The 15096-nt window shown below is 47.1% G+C and carries 11 protein-coding genes and 1 tRNA gene; 10 read left to right on the top strand and 2 right to left on the bottom strand.

Annotation, left to right across the window (positions count from 1 at the left end; all coding sequences use genetic code 11):
- Positions 1-7 precede the first annotated feature (7 nt).
- From topA to ftsH, 6 genes are all read left to right on the top strand, one after another.
- Entirely contained in the window at positions 8-2098 is a 2091-nt protein-coding gene (gene topA / locus HYY55_04070) for a type I DNA topoisomerase (GenBank protein QQG46109.1), read from the top strand.
- Between the two features lie 184 nt (positions 2099-2282).
- Entirely contained in the window at positions 2283-3047 is a 765-nt protein-coding gene (locus HYY55_04075; protein QQG46110.1) for a hypothetical protein, read from the top strand.
- A complete protein-coding gene (locus tag HYY55_04080) occupies positions 3044-3712 on the top strand; it encodes a hypothetical protein (GenBank protein QQG46111.1) in 669 nt (222 codons plus the stop codon). Before HYY55_04075 ends, HYY55_04080 begins: the two co-directional genes overlap by 4 nt.
- A gap of 234 nt (positions 3713-3946) precedes the next feature.
- The gene (locus HYY55_04085; GenBank protein QQG46112.1) at positions 3947-5395 is read left to right on the top strand and encodes a hypothetical protein; all 1449 of its coding nucleotides are present in this window, start codon (positions 3947-3949) and stop codon (positions 5393-5395) included.
- Positions 5396-5497: 102 nt separating this feature from the next.
- Positions 5498-6316 (top strand): NYN domain-containing protein, encoded by an 819-nt coding sequence (locus tag HYY55_04090; protein QQG46113.1) that lies wholly within the window; start codon positions 5498-5500, stop codon positions 6314-6316.
- A 100-nt stretch (positions 6317-6416) separates the two neighbouring features.
- Positions 6417-8270 (top strand): ATP-dependent zinc metalloprotease FtsH, encoded by a 1854-nt coding sequence (gene ftsH, locus HYY55_04095; GenBank protein QQG46114.1) that lies wholly within the window; start codon positions 6417-6419, stop codon positions 8268-8270.
- Between the two features lie 63 nt (positions 8271-8333).
- On the opposite strand, the gene HYY55_04100 is transcribed toward ftsH, so the two are convergent.
- Positions 8334-8909: a cation diffusion facilitator family transporter gene (locus tag HYY55_04100; protein ID QQG46115.1), complete on the bottom strand. Its 576-nt coding sequence runs from the start codon at positions 8907-8909 to the stop codon at positions 8334-8336.
- Positions 8910-9101: 192 nt separating this feature from the next.
- On the opposite strand from HYY55_04100, the gene HYY55_04105 reads away from it, so the two are divergent.
- Positions 9102-9554 (top strand): hypothetical protein, encoded by a 453-nt coding sequence (locus HYY55_04105; GenBank protein QQG46116.1) that lies wholly within the window; start codon positions 9102-9104, stop codon positions 9552-9554.
- 69 nt (positions 9555-9623) lie between these two features.
- Here the strand turns inward: HYY55_04105 and HYY55_04110 are convergent.
- Positions 9624-9695: transfer RNA gene (locus HYY55_04110), tRNA-Ile, on the bottom strand.
- A gap of 129 nt (positions 9696-9824) precedes the next feature.
- Here HYY55_04110 and HYY55_04115 point away from each other — a divergent pair.
- From HYY55_04115 to HYY55_04125, 3 genes are read left to right on the top strand one after another with little or no spacing between them, the layout of a single operon-like run.
- Positions 9825-11885 carry a serine protein kinase PrkA gene (locus HYY55_04115; GenBank protein QQG46117.1) on the top strand — a complete coding sequence of 687 codons (2061 nt, stop codon included), beginning with the start codon at positions 9825-9827 and terminating at the stop codon, positions 11883-11885.
- Between the two features lie 60 nt (positions 11886-11945).
- Complete coding sequence (locus tag HYY55_04120; GenBank protein ID QQG46118.1) at positions 11946-13319, top strand: DUF444 family protein; 1374 nt, start codon at positions 11946-11948, stop codon at positions 13317-13319.
- Positions 13320-13331: 12 nt separating this feature from the next.
- On the top strand, positions 13332-15020 hold the full coding sequence (locus HYY55_04125; protein ID QQG46119.1) for a SpoVR family protein: 1689 nt from the start codon (positions 13332-13334) through the stop codon (positions 15018-15020).
- Positions 15021-15096: the final 76 nt, after the last annotated feature.

A 15096-nucleotide genomic window follows, 5' to 3' on the forward strand; every position in this document is an offset into this window, starting at 1 on the left:
AACATAAATGAAGTTGATAATAGTAGAGTCGCCAACTAAAGCCAAAACTATCGGCAAATTTCTGCCGAAGGATTTTGAGATTGCTTCGTCTTTCGGCCATATTCGCGATCTGCCGGCGTATGAATTGGGGGTTGACGCCGAAAAAGGTTTTGAACCTCATTATGTAGTTCCGAAAAAAGCAAGGCCCGCCGTAAAAAATTTAAAACAAATGGCGATTAAATCTTCGGATGTGATTCTGGCGACAGACGAAGACCGCGAGGGAGAAGCAATTGCCTGGCACATCACGCAAGCCCTGGGCTTGCGGGAACTAAAAGCTAAAGGCTCAAAGCTAAAGGCCGTGGAACGAATTGTTTTTCATGAAATTACCAAGCGCGCCATCGAGGATGCTTTGAAAAATCCGCGCGAAATTAATATGAATCTGGTTGATGCCCAGCAGGCGCGGCGCATTCTTGACCGACTCGTGGGATACAAACTTTCGCCGTTTTTGTGGCGCAAGGTTATGCGCGGACTTTCTGCCGGGCGCGTGCAGTCGGTGGCCTTGCGTCTGATAGTTGAGCGCGAAACGCAAATCAAAGCCTTTACACCAGTAACTTTTTGGACGATTGAGACGGAGGTGCAAAAAAAAGGATGCGCGGACCAAAAAGGCGAGTGCCTTCCGTTTAAAGCCCAGCTTGAAAGCGTGAATAAAAAATCGCCGTCCGAACCCGGCTTCACCGATAAAGAAGAAGTTGATTTGCTGGTTGACGATTTAAAAAAAGCCGAATTCAAATCGGTTTCGGTTGATAAGAAATCAAGAAAAAGAAATCCTTTGCCGCCCTTCACCACTTCAACTTTGCAGCAAGACGCTTACCGGCGGCTCGGATATTCCGCCAAGCGCACAATGATGTCGGCACAGCGTCTTTACGAAACCGGCTTCATAACTTATATGCGCACCGACTCCGTTAATCTGGCACAAGAAGCTCTGAATAAAGCCGAAGAGTTCATAAAAAAAGAGTTCGGAGAAAATTTCAGCTCCAGACGCGTTTTTAAAACCAAATCGCGCCTGGCCCAGGAAGCTCATGAAGCAGTGCGGCCCACAAATCCGGAATTAGACCCGCAAAAAGCGGCGGGCGAAATAACAGACAGGTCGCAATTCAAACTTTATGACCTTATCTGGCGGCGTTTTACGGCTTCGCAAATGGCTGAAGCGGTTTTTGACGAAACGGTCATTAAAATCGAAGCGCGGAATAAAAATGTTTATGAATTGAAAGCCGCGGGCTCCGTGATTTCTTTTGAGGGCTTTTTAAAGGTTTATCCGTCAAAAGCCGAAGATGTTATTTTGCCGAATTTGGAAGGTTCGGCGGATTTGAATTTGCTTGGTTTGGAATCGGTTGAGCGTCAGACCCGCGGGCCCGCGCGTTATTCCGACGCCACTCTGGTTAAAGAACTTGAGAAATTGGGGATAGGCCGGCCGTCCACTTACGCGCCCATTATTTCAACCATTGAAGAACGCGGCTATGTCGTTCGCGATGAGAAAAAAAGTTTTCAGCCGACCGAAATCGGGGAAAAAGTAAATGAAATCTTGGTTAAAAACTTTTCAGAAATTGTTGACGTGGATTTTACGCGAAAGATGGAGGGCGAATTGGACGAAATCGCCGAAGGCAAAAAAGAAACTAAAGAAGTTTTAACCGCTTTCTACGAGCCCTTCATTAAAAATTTAAACGAAAAATATCAAAGCGTGGTTAAAGAGGATTTGTCCCTGCCGACCGATCGCAAGTGTCCTGAATGTTCTAAGCCGCTTGTAATCCGGCAGGGGCGGTTCGGTAAATTTATCGCCTGCTCCGGTTTTCCGGAATGTAAATACACCGAGGCATTGCCGCCGCCGACTATAGATATGAAATGCCCCATATGCAAAGAAGGCGAAGTTGTAGTGCGCCAGACCAGACGTAAGCGGACTTTTTACGGATGTTCCAAATGGCCCGAATGCAGTTTTGCCAGTTGGCGCAAGCCGACCGGAAAATTGTGTATAGAATGCGGCTCGCCCTTGGTTGAATCTGTGCGCGGAGAAAAGTGCCCCAATAAAAACTGTTCATTCCGGGCCAAAAAAGAAAAAGTTTAGCTGTTTTAAGTAAAAACCGCCAAAAGTGTGCGCACATTACCTGTGGGCCTTTACATAATTTTTAGATATGTTATCATAGAGCCGGAAGCTAGGTTGAGAATTCCGCCCCGAAAGGTCTAAAAAAGTTTTCGGGGCGGAGTTCTTTAAATATCATTTTTTTCAACGGAGAGGAAAGGAGGAGCATATGTGGCCGGAAGGCAATGGTTGGAGAACCGTAGATGAAATGGCAGAGGAATTTGAAAGAAAACTGAACGAGGCTCTTAACGATTTTAAAGAATATCGACCCGCCAAAGAAACAAAACCTACCGATATTGAGTTAGTGCTTGATATACAGCGACGGAATGTCCCAAAGGGCCACAGTTTGGTTCGCGAAATTTCTGGTATGTCCAAAAAGGCGCTCAAAGCTCTTCTTCGGGGAGATGAGGAAACTCTTGATCTTTTGAAGAGAAAGTTGGTTGAAGCTGTAACGAACCTTCATCTTCTTGACCTTCCTGATGGCCAGCAGGCCCGTGTTTTTGACGGCACGAAAGAGTATGGAGAATTTGTCTTCGCCTCCATCATCTGCCCCGTTATTTTGTACGGCAAACCCTTGCCAGAAAAACTGCCGGTCGCTTTTGAACTCTTAGCCGACCCGAAAACATACGCACATTGTATCATTGAAAGTTTCGGAGAGGCTTCACGGAAAATGGGCGAGTTTCTGATGAGGACTGATATTTCTGATCTTGATATTCGTGTTGCCGCTCGCCAGCGTTTCATCGCTCTGGCCACAGTGACTTGCAATGTTTACAAAGAGCGCTTGCTGGAATTTGACCCCCAGCTTAAGGCCGGACGTTTTTGGAGGTCGTCTCTTCGCGGAATGGTTGATAACCTGGGCGCGATAATCAGGCGTCATGTAGATACTTTAAACCACATTTTTGACACGCTGTCTGCGCGGAGGGCGGGCCTATGAGCGACGCAAGGAGGCTGGCCGTAAGCGGTTCATTCGGAATATCCGCTTTTTACGAAAGAAATCTGGCTTGGCTCAAGTTTCCGGCAGGAGTTCACGGATCAGCTCTGAAAATCGCCTTTGAAACGACATTTCTTGCGGAGAGCAATCCGGAAAGCCGTCGTTTGCTGATACCTCCGGCCGGCTATCCCAGGGAAATGGACAGGTATTATAGGGGACAAGATGGAAAAAAGATGGCGCGATTTTACAACCCTGCTTTTCAGGGAAGTGATGTCTGCAACATTGTTTTTTCGTCCCGCTTCTCGCCTGACGGCGACTTTCCAAGAAAGCGTCTGGTTTTCAGGCGAAAAGAAGCGGCGCGCTTTGGCAAAACTCATGTTTTGCCGATGACAATGGCCCGTTTAGGCGAAGAAAAGCCGTTTGGTTTTTCTTTGTGGGAAGAGGGCGACCCCGGCGACAGAAACTATGTCAATTTGGCATTCCCCGGCCTTTCCGGAAAGTTTGAGCCGGCATTTGTCAGGATTGACGAAGCGCTTGAAACCATCTTTTACAAGATTGAGGCGGAAGAAAGGGGCGTTCAGCTGCACATTTTCGTAAAGAGGGTGGAGGCGGATGACGTTCCGCTCCAACTTGGCGACATGATTCCGATTGAAGAAATGACTCGTTAATATAAGGAAGAATTTTTAGGCCTTGTCATGACCACTTGACAAGGCCGTTTTTTTTGATATAATAGAGAGAGTAAAATGCCACTGTTCAATGTGAATGGGTTGGCACAAGGTCTTTGTCAACTTTTCAGATAAGGAGAAAAGACACATAGGACACCTGTTTTTGGCGTTTTTTTCGTAACACAGGCGAAAGGGGCATTGAGCCCAAAGCAACATATCTCCAAGGAGGAGAGGAACGTGGCAAAGCCCAAGAGTGAGCACAGAACAGCGGAAGAGGGAAGCCTCGGCACCCTCGGCGATTTGGCGGTGGGTGGCCTCGTCGTCAGAGGCAAGGCCGCCAAGAAACCGTCGGATGACGACGGCTTCGGCATCCCCGATCTCACCGGCATCAAGCCGGCGGAGGAGTTGGAGGACGAGCGCTTGCGCGCCGAAAGGAGGGAGGAGAAGACAGCCTCCTTCCTCGAGGCCGTGCCGTCGGCAGTCAAGATGCTTCTCGAGCGGATTCGCTCCAAGGCGGGAGCCGAGGAGGCCCGGCAGATTCTGCAGGAGAGGATCCTGGACGTTCAGGACCCCGAACTGCGGGGTCGCGCTCGCTGGCTCTACGCCCGTGAGTTCGTGGCCCGCGCCGTGGAAAACGGCGGGTCGCCCAACATGTTCGAGGTTCTCAATCACCTCGGCATGAAGGATGATGGCCTCAAACTCGTCGGGGAGCCCGAGGGGAACAAGGTCGTCACCATCCGGGTGCAGGTCGGGAAGAAGTTCTTTGTCCCGGCCCACATTCCGACCGGCATGGAGCCGGTGGTGAAGGAAGCGTTCCAGCTTCTTCACCAGCTTTCCGGCGTCACCAAGGAAAAGCAGTACGATGAGCGAAAGGCTGCTCTCGAGGCGTTCACCAAGGACGTCTCGCGCGAGTGGGACGACCTCCTCTCCGGCCAGCCCGGGACCTACGTCTTCTACGTGCCCGACGAAAAGGGCACAAGGAAGACGGACACCGGCGAACGCGTGCCATGGACTTACTTCGGAGGCCACCTCAAGGTGGTTTCTGACGGTGGAACCTTCGTGGCCGTGGGGGCTCTCGGCGCCTTTGAGAGGTCGAGAATCCTGGCCGAAGCCATCGCCTGGCAGGTGGCCGTTATCGTTCCCTCCGTTCAGAAGGGGTTCGAGAGGGATGCGGAGGGCAGAGGGCCAAGGATCTCGCCCGAGCGCCTGCCCAAAGATCAGTTCAAAGCGGCCATCCATCTTCACAGCCTGATGAACCGCGCCTTCGTCCTTCACGAGGCCAACATGGCCAAGAAGGCCGAGGCCGACAAGGCCAAGGCCGAGGCGACGGTGGAGCACGAAGCCTTCCTGCTGGATGGCGCCGACGGCGTGGCTTTCGTCAAGCACCTCCGCTTCAACGATGTGCCCCATCCGTGGGCGCTCGTGGAGCGCAAGGCCGGCGAGATCCGGGTCGTGGAAGCCCACCCTGCGGAAGATTTCTTCCCGCCTGAGAGCTTCGGGTTCATGCCGGAGGGCGAGGATTTCGCGGGTCTGGATAAGACCCTGCGCAACTTCTTGCGCTACGCCAGAACCAAGGCCGAGCGGGCCAAGGAGAAGGGCAAGGGCTTCGACTCCGGAAACGCCACGGAGGAGGAGATGAAGGCGTACGCCGAAGATTTGGGAGTTCCCACCGACGGACGCTCCTGACGAAGCCGGAGGACCGGCGACACAGGACTGACGTCAATAACACCTGCCCCCGGAAGGAGGATTTTCTCCTCCTTCCGGGGCGTTTTTTTGAAAGGAACGTAAATGGAAATTCATCCGCAAAACAGGGGAAAGGCTAAAAAGATTTTTGATCTGGTTCTTTCAGAAGCCGGAGAGGGAAATAGGTGGGATAATGAGGAACCGGGAGTAATTGATTTTATTTCCAAAAAGAGCGGTCTGAAATTGGGCCGCGAAGTGATAGGCAAACTTCTTTCAGAAGTTTGTGATGCGGGTTATCTGGAAAAGATTCTTGGCGGAAGGACGGGCCGAAAAATTGTTAGCCTGCGGATCCTCCGCCGCGAATGGCAAGAGAAAAGCGCTCAAAGGCCGCCACAGAAAAATAAAGAGACGGCCGCGATAACACCGGCGCCGAAGACGGCGGCAGATCGGAAAAAACCCGAAAAGCCAAGGCTGGTTTTGCTTGTTGATTTCGTCAATATAGAAACTACTTTGATGAGCGCGTCTAAAGCCGTTGACGCAATAGTCGGCTTGGAAGGACCTCTGGTGAACATTGGCACGATTGAAGCCAAATTCAGTTTTATACCGTCCCATCGATTAGATGGCGCGCTGGTCCTCTCACTCATTTATCGTCATCTATTGATTGTCTGTCCCAGAAATCTGCATAACGGAGTCGATAAGACTAAGGATAAAGACCTGGTTGACGCGAGAATGAGCAATTTGGTTAATATCATCGCTCTTTTTAACGATGACATATCGCACATTGTCTTTGTTTCAGGAGATGGAGATTTTCTCGACGCAGCCTGTTATGCCAAAGACCACGGCAAGAAAGTGGTCGTGGCCGCTCCGATGGGACATCTTTCAAGGGCGCTTGAAAAAGTGGCCGACGAAATTATCTTTTTCTAGTTTTGGTTTTCTGACGAAGTAGCCCGAAGGGGCAGCTCAAAGAGCTGCCCCTTCAATATTTTTACTTGTTTAAATCAAAAATCTATTTTATCATTTTGGTATGAAACTATTTTCCAGGAACATTTTTATAACCCTGTTTATTTTTCTTTTATTGGCCACGCTTTACCCCATGATTTTGGAGCAATTTAAGGAGGTTGAAGAAATCTCGCTTTCAGCTCTGGCTGAAAAAATTAAAGCGGGTAATGTTGAACGCATTGAAGTTTCCGGCGACACGCTTCAAGTTTTTACGGCCGGAGAACGGGAATTCGTCTCTAAAAAAGAGGCGGAGGCCGGACTTACCGAAACTCTTAAAAATTACGGCGTCACCACCGAAGAATTTTCCAAAATAGACATAGCCGTAAAAAATCCCACGGGTTTCGCTTTCTGGGTCGGAGCGATTCTTCCGTTTTTGGCGCCCTTTCTTTTGATTATTTTATTTTTCTGGCTAATTTCGCGCCAGGTCAAACAGGCCAATGTCCAAGCCTTTACTTTCGGACGCTCAAAAGCGCGGGTCATAATGCCCGACAACAAAAAAGACCGCGCCACTTTCGCGGATGTCGCCGGAGTTGAAGAAGCCAAAGAAGAGCTTCGGGAGGTTGTTGAGTTTTTAAAGACCCCGGCCAAGTTTTTAAAAATCGGAGCGCGCATCCCCAAAGGGGTTTTGCTGATGGGTCCTCCGGGAGCGGGCAAGACCCTTTTGGCAAGAGCCGTGGCGGGTGAAGCGAGCGTTCCGTTTTTCCACATATCGGCATCCGAATTCGTGGAAATGTTCGTTGGAGTCGGCGCGAGCCGTGTTCGCGATCTTTTCAAAATGGCCAAACGCACGGCGCCGGCCATAATTTTTATTGACGAAATTGACGCTATCGGGCGCCATCGCGGCGCGGGATTGGGAGGGGGTAATGACGAAAGGGAGCAGACCTTAAATCAGATTTTAGTGGAGCTTGACGGTTTTGAACCGCATGAATCGGTAATCGTGATGGCCGCGACTAACCGGCCGGATGTTTTGGATCCCGCGCTTTTGCGTCCAGGAAGATTTGACCGTCGGGTTATCCTTGATTTGCCCGACCTTAAAGCGCGAGAGGCGATTTTAAAAATACATGCCATTAAAAAACCTCTGGCAAAAGAAGTTAACCTGCGCGTGGTGGCCGAACGGACGCCGGGTTTTTCGGGCGCTGATCTGCAGAATTTAATGAACGAGGGCGCGATACTGGCCGCGCGAAAAGACCAGAAACACATCATCCAGCAGGACCTTTTGATTTCAATTGAAAAAGTCATGCTCGGACCGGAAAGGAGAAGCCACATTTTAACGCCCGATGAAAAAAAGATCTCGGCTTATCACGAAGCCGGACACGCGCTGGTGGCCACAGCGATGCCCGCGGCCGATCCGGTGCATAAGGTCTCAATAATTTCCAGAGGCCGCGCCGCCGGCTACACTCTTAAATTGCCGATAGAAGACCGTCATTTATATTCCAAACTTCATTTTTTGGCCGAGCTTGCCGTGTCGCTTGGAGGATACGCGGCCGAAAAAATAATTTTCGGAGAACTGACCACCGGCGCGTCAAACGATTTGAAACAGGCCACGGCCGTGGCCCGAGATATGGTGACCAAGTACGGAATGTCCGAGAAAGTCGGGCCGGTTAACCTCGGTTCGGGCGAGGATATGGTTTTTCTGGGACGGGAGATTGCCAGCGGCCAGCATTATTCTGAAAAAATGGCTTCCGAGGTTGACGGCGAGGTGAGCCGTTTTATGCGCGAAGGATTCAAAAAGGCCACCGAGCTTTTAAAAAAGCACAAAAACATTTTGGAGGCCATTGCCAAATATTTGATTGAAAAAGAAACCATAGAGCGCGATGAATTTAATAATCTGGTCAAATCCTTCGGATTGATTCCTAAAACGGCGTTAGAAACGGCTTAAAATGTAGACCAATAAAACTTTAAAAATTAAAATAAAAACCCCGCGGGCATTGCCGAGGGGGTTTTAGGCCATTTTTATGACTTTCCGGATTATCCAGACGGCGATAGCGAAAGCGATTAAAGTATCAACAATCAACCAAGCGGGGTTAAAATAAATGATTATTGCTCCTAAAAGAACTCCAAGAGAACTATAGATGTCGGTGTCCAGACATAATTTGTATCTGTCCGCGCTTTTGCTTGAAAGCCCCCGGCCGCGCACTATGAATCTTTGCGCCGCGTTGCCCAAGAGCCCCAATATGGTTGCCCAAAACATAATAGGCGCTATGATACTCTCCGGTTTTAAGTAGCGCTCCACCGCTTCCCACATAAGCCAAGGGACAAACAAGAAAAGAAGCAGGAAAATAATAAGCCGGGAACCGACCCTGTCTATTTTTTTGCTTCCGGTCCAAAGAGCGATAATGACCAAGACCTCAGTCGCGGCGTGGGTGAATACATGAGCCGTGTCAACGATCAAGGCCTTGCTTCCGGATAATATTCCGCCGGTAAGCTGGATAAGAATAATGAGCGCCGATAAACAGAGATTAAGCCGGAAATAAGGCAGATCTTTTAAATTTCGCGCCGCGTCATGCTCATGAGGCAATTCGTTTTACTCCATTTTTGCAGACGGGGTTTCTATAAAGATTTTAATAAAAATTAAATTAAAATCAAGTCAATATTGTGTTTTTTTATCTTTTATTATAAGATATTCACGGCCGACACGATGGAAATGTCCATCGGAAAGCCGGCATATTTAAGGGCCGATAGGCCGCGTTCCTTGATAAAGGAAGAAAAAATGGAAAAAGCGCCTGAATTTGTTTTACAGGATATTCAAAATATCCTTAATACATCCGAACGTCTTAATAAACGCAAAGACGAAATTAAAAGATTTTTAAAAATTATAGAAGGATTTCTTACAGAAAGCGGCGAACTAGATCGCTTATCATCAGGATCAGAGATTACTAAAATCAATTTTAGAGAACCGCTTGAGAGTTATTCCTGCAGTATTTTGTCTAGGATTGATGCGTCATCTGGATGGAAAGGGAGAATGTTGTTTAGATTGTATGATATGGGGATTCAACAGAATGTATTAGATATTTCTTCAGATAATGTTAGCGGGCTTTCAAGACATTTGATGCCGATTTTTTATCTCGCATTGCCAGAAATTCTCGAGGCGCTGGTAAATTTGTTTCCTAAATTGGGGGAGAATATACAAGAACTTATTCAGATTTCTAATATGACACGATAAACTAATTATAAAATTATAATCACTTTTTGATTCTTCGCGCAAAGCGAAGAATTTTTTTTGTCGAGATTTTGGGCACACCAGGACTCGAACCTGGAACCACCAAGGTATAAGCTTGGCGCTCTGCCATTGAGCTATGTGCCCATCGCGATGAAGTCAAGGCGGGCGCATCATATTTTATATTATCGTTTCCTTGACTAATTTACAAGCCAATATATGCTGAAAATGGGTTGAAATTTGAAATAAAACATCCGTTTTAAGGAGGAGGCAACGATGGCAGAGGTGCGGGAAAACGAGCGGCTGAAATATCACCTTCAAGCCGTGCTTAAAAGTGAAAGAAGGTTTGAGAACGTGAATCAGGCCGTAACCAGAATGGTTTTGGCTGACGGCGTGGATAAGGTTTCAATAGCCGGAAGAACAACTTACGATTTCAGATTTTTCCGCAAAGGTCCAAAACACATAATCGGCTGGCTTGACGAAATAAATGATTTTGTCAACTTTACGAAAGACGCGGCCGAAGGCGGACCATCTAAAGAAATGGCCTTTGTTTTGGTCGGTGAGCCCGGAAACGGAAAAACCTTTTTCGTGGATTATATCTGCGACAGGTATAAAAGGTTTACTTCCCTCCCGGAAAACAGGCGCTATACTTTTGAGTTTGCAAATTTAGACCAGCTTGGCGGATACGGAGGAATCCGTTTCGCCCAATCGCAGACATTTGAAGATCCGGTGATTTTGGCCATGAATTTATTTGAGTCTGTTGACGAAAACAAGGAGTATTTGCTCAAGTTCGGGTTTGGTGAACAGAGAATAGAGCAATTATTCGGAAACTACAGACCTCTGGGGGCTTGCACGGAACATATTTGGAACGAAATTTTTGTCCATTATGACGGCGACGTTGAGAAAGCTCTTGGGTCCGTAAAAATTGTTCCGGCGAAAATCGGCAATAAAAAATCCGGCGTTCTTACCGGCAAATATTCGGCTAAAGACAAGATTACTTCTTCCGCCGAGGATATTTTGGGAGATGAAGACCTAAAACGCATGCTTGATATTGAAGATGCCGCGCATCCGTACAGATATAATGTCCGCCGGGGAGTGATTGCCCGCGTTGCCGGCGGAGGCATTCTCTTTTTGGACGAGTTTTTCAGAATCAAAAAAGACCTTGTGCAGGTTTTTCTTCAGGTTATTCAGGACAGAATTATTGAATTAAGGGGCTTTTGCTGGTACCCGGATATGCTGATTATCGGCACCAGCAACAGTGATTCATATAAAGATTTTGTGGCCGAGAAGAGCGAAAGTCCGATTAAAGACCGCAGCAGGGTTTGCTATGTTTCCCACTGCACCGATTACAAACTTCAGCAGCTTTTGACCCGCTATTCTCTTGGTGTGGAAAAGAAGTCCACCGTTATCGGCGAAGAGATGCACGAAGATCCCAATCTCAATTACGCTTTATCGGTCGCGGTGACTCTTACCCGCCTTCCTCATAGCGACCAGCTTACTCCGGTTGAGACAATGAAATTGGAGGCCGGCGAGATTGCGGGTGATAAAAGCGTCAAGACCTTAACGGAAATCAAGGGGACTTTGAACGCGAGCACCGATGTTACCAAGCGCTGGGGGCAAAGGGGCGTAGGACACAGAGGCCTCGGAAGATTTATTAATATTATGCTTGCTATGCCCGAAACACATGAGGGCAAGTGTCTTTTTGCTTACGATTGCTTTAAGGCGGCGGAAAGGGAAGTAATAGATTTTGGCTATGATCCCGCTGACCGTGAAAAGTTTATGAAAGACATAGCCATTGCCCGCAAGCTTTACCGAGAAAGAATTAAAACAGGTATTTATAACGCTTTTCGCGATGACCCCGAGGCTGTCCGTAAAGATGTTATGATCTATGTCAACATGATTATAGGCTTTGACTCGGACGCATTGGGTCCGGATAAGATATGGAGGCCCAAAGATCCTCAAACCGGAGAAGAAAAGCCGCTTAAAATAGATGAGAAATATATTAACAGCGTTGAATCCCGCCTGGGTCTTAATACCAAAGAAACAAGAGATTCATTCAGAACATCCATCAGAAGGATTTACGGTCAAAAAGCAACCATTGATCCCGATTACGATTTTATGGATAACGAGAGGCTTATCAAGGCAGTGACCGAGGTGCGTTTGGAGTCGGATTTCGCAGGCGCGGGTTCACTCATTGGCGCTCTGTCCAATCCTACAAACGAAGAAAACGCCCGGCTTCGCAACAGAATGATTGATACTATGTTTAAGATGGGTTATTGCAGAACATGCGCGCAAAAAACAATTGAGTATTGGTGCGAGAAAGAAGACGAAGAATAAAATCGCGATTTAAGCCCGCGCAGCTGCGTGGGCTTTTTTTGTGGGGTTTGTTGTTGTAATATGTGCCTGGAAGTGGATTTCGCGGAGCTTTTTGAAAGGAGGCGGACAGTGGTTAAAGAGTTTATGACGGAACTGGATATTTTAGGCGAGAACTCGGCGGCGAAAGAACGCCTTGAAAAGCTTTTTGGAGCCGGGCGCGACAAAAGACTATCCGCTAAAATTTCAGCCCTTGAATCATTCGATGATCTTTTAAATAGAGACAAGAAACGCGAAGATGACGGATTTAAGCCGAAAATAAAATTCAGGAGAATACTTGTTGGTCCGAATAAGATAATCGTGGTTCCGTATGTTGAGGAAGAACAATTTGTGCATGGAGAATTTGAGCCAACGAACATAGCTCAGCTTTCTCAATTGTCGGATGAAAAAGAAAAAGATATTGGGGAAACGATTGGACACGGCGACGGCGAAATCGGGGATATAATCAGGGAAGAGCCTTTGCGCGATTCCGGCGGCGACGGAGACGGTGACGGAGATGGACAGGACCCCGGTAAAAACGCGGGCCAGGAGTCGGGCGATCATGGATTTGAAGAAGAGGCCTATGAAGCGGGTAAAAAACGAATGGAACAGCTTCAGCTTCCCAATACTAAAGAAAAACGTAAAAAGATTCCGACAGACGAGTATGTTTATGACCTGATCGACAGGCATAAGGGCTCGGGCCAGCTTTTGGACAAAAAAGAAACTTTAAAGAGAATTGTCCGCACAAATATTTTTCTCGGACGAATTAACGAGGATAATCTTGACCCGTCAAAGATGATAGTGGGTCCGCAAGACAAAGTTTTTCGCGTGCTTTCAAGAGAAAGGGTCTGGAAGTCGCAGGCGGTTGTCTTTTTCCTCCGGGACTATTCCGGTTCAATGTATGGCGAACCGACAAGAGCGCTTATTTCACAGCATTTGGATATATACGGCTGGCTTTTGGTTCAGTATGAAAGAATGGTTGTGCCGAGATTCGTAGTTCACGATACTGAGGCCAAAGAAGTTTCCGCTCGTCAGTATTTTAAGCTTAGTTCTGGCGGAGGAACATCAATCATTTCCGGATACAAAAAAATAAATGAAATTGTTGAAGGCGAAAGTTTGGATAAAGACTATAACGTTTACGTGTTTCAAGGCACTGATGGCGATGACTGGGTAAAAGGCAGCGGGCAGACTCTTGCGGAACTTAAGAAAATTCTTGGATATGTGAATCGGATGGGTGTTACGGTTTTTAAGCATCCTTATCATATCGCGAACGGCAGAAAAACAACCTTTGAGGAATATATTGAAGAGGGAGGAATCTTGCAGGAGCGCGACGTTTTCAGAATGCATGTTATGTCAAGCGAGGAGGTGACTGAAGAGATGAATATTGAAGCGATAAAAGCGCTTGTGGATCAGGATTAAGGAGGAATGAACATGAAGCTCTTAGATCCGGCGGCAAAAAAAGATATGGAGGAATGCAAAAAAAGAGCCAGAGCCGCGGGCTTGGTATTTCCCGACGACACTCTGGAATATTTTGTTACCAACCGCGATATGCTTGAATTGAGTCCTAAAGTTATGATTCCGACTCTATATGACCACTGGATTCAGGATCTTGAAGTGGTGAGAAGTAAATGGATTTATGAGGCCTTTCCGCATAACCCCTATGAAACAGTGATTAATACAAGGCCCCCGATTTCTTTTTATAACGCCGATAACGCTGACTGGCTGAATGTTATGATTTTTTATCATGTTTTGGCTCACATAGACTTTTTTCAGAATAATATATTTTTCCGAAAAACCTGGGACGATGATTTTTGCGGGCAGGCTTTGGCCGACAAACGGCTAATTAACCACATAAGAAAGGAATTGGGAGCCGAAAAAAGATGGGTTGATTATGTCATTGAATTTTCGAGCGCCATCGGAAATCTCGTCGGCTATTACCCCGAACTGGAAGAAGCTTCAAGGCAAGATGCGCCGGAGGTTTTCGGGAGAGTTTCCGAAAAAACAGACTTTTATTTCGGGCATTTTCTTAAGCAGCGTTATGAAGCAAAAGTCATTGATTTGAAATTCTTTTTTGACGAAGTGGAACGCCGTAATCTCTTTCTTAGGAATCATGGACGAGAACGCGGAGAAGTCGCTTTCTTTGAAGATGACTATCTTAAAAGCAGGTTTCCGGAGTTTAATGACGTGTTTAGGAAGTGGAAGGAAAAGAATCATAAACCAAAGCCAAAAGACCTTTTTGAGCATCTCGCGGAAAACTCGGAATTTTTGAATAAAGAAAAAAACAGATGGATGAAAGACGTGCTCCAAGTGGTCAGAAGGACAAATCTTTATTTTCAGGCGCAGATAAGGACAAAAAATTGCAATGAGGGCTGGGCCAGTTTGTGGCACGAAAGGCTGTTTATACCGGACGAAAGGATTAAAACCCGCGAAACGGATTATGCCAAGGTTAATGCCGGAGTCGTTGTTGATCCGAGGATCGGACTTAATCCTTATGCTTTCGGCAAGCATATGCTTGAATTTATTGAAGATATGGCAAGGCGCGGAAAATTGTCTCGCGGATATCAGTTGATTAAAGACGCGGAAATAAGGAAACATTACAATTGCGGCTCCGGAGAAGGGTTTGCTAAAAAAGTTCTCTTTGAAGCCAGAAAATATTTTGACGACCGCCTGCTTTTGAATTTTCTTTCCGACGACGATTTTCAGGATTTTACGGACAAGCACAAGTTTTTTGTGGTTGGAGCTCGTCTCAGCCCCACGAAGTGGGGCATGGCTGAACTATATATCAAAAGCAAAAGCGGCATAGAATATCGCAGACTGCTCAACAAGCATCTATATCATCCTCCGCATATCGTGATTGACGAAAAAAGGAGCGCGGACGGCGGGTTGTATCTTGTTCATGAGTATGAAGGCAGAACTTTGTTTACAAAGCATATTCCGGAGGTTTTAATCGGCCTTGAGTTTTTGAGCGGCGGATGTGTTGCCCTTGAGACAACCGAATACGAAGAAGTAAATATGAAGCCGCAGTGGAAACATTTTTGGGAAGGGACGGAGCCGGAATTTAAAAAGGAGCGAGTTCGTTATACTTGTAAAGATAAAGAAGTTGAAAGGACGGTTTTATAGACGGAATGTTTGGGGTTGTCAAATTTGACAGCCCTCTTTATTTTTCGTAGAAATAAAAAGGAGTTTTACGCGAAAA

Source organism: Candidatus Niyogibacteria bacterium, from assembly GCA_016432485.1.
GTDB lineage: Bacteria > Patescibacteriota > Minisyncoccia > HO2-45-28 > HO2-45-28 > HO2-45-28.

Coding starts and splice junctions, on each gene's coding strand:
- topA (QQG46109.1), top strand. CDS start 8: ATGAAGTTGATAATAGTAGAGTCGCCAACTAAAGCCAAAACTATCGGC.
- ftsH (QQG46114.1), top strand. CDS start 6,417: ATGAAACTATTTTCCAGGAACATTTTTATAACCCTGTTTATTTTTCTT.
- HYY55_04105 (QQG46116.1), top strand. CDS start 9,102: ATGGAAAAAGCGCCTGAATTTGTTTTACAGGATATTCAAAATATCCTT.
- HYY55_04075 (QQG46110.1), top strand. CDS start 2,283: ATGTGGCCGGAAGGCAATGGTTGGAGAACCGTAGATGAAATGGCAGAG.
- HYY55_04120 (QQG46118.1), top strand. CDS start 11,946: ATGTGCCTGGAAGTGGATTTCGCGGAGCTTTTTGAAAGGAGGCGGACA.
- HYY55_04080 (QQG46111.1), top strand. CDS start 3,044: ATGAGCGACGCAAGGAGGCTGGCCGTAAGCGGTTCATTCGGAATATCC.
- HYY55_04125 (QQG46119.1), top strand. CDS start 13,332: ATGAAGCTCTTAGATCCGGCGGCAAAAAAAGATATGGAGGAATGCAAA.
- HYY55_04090 (QQG46113.1), top strand. CDS start 5,498: ATGGAAATTCATCCGCAAAACAGGGGAAAGGCTAAAAAGATTTTTGAT.
- HYY55_04115 (QQG46117.1), top strand. CDS start 9,825: ATGGCAGAGGTGCGGGAAAACGAGCGGCTGAAATATCACCTTCAAGCC.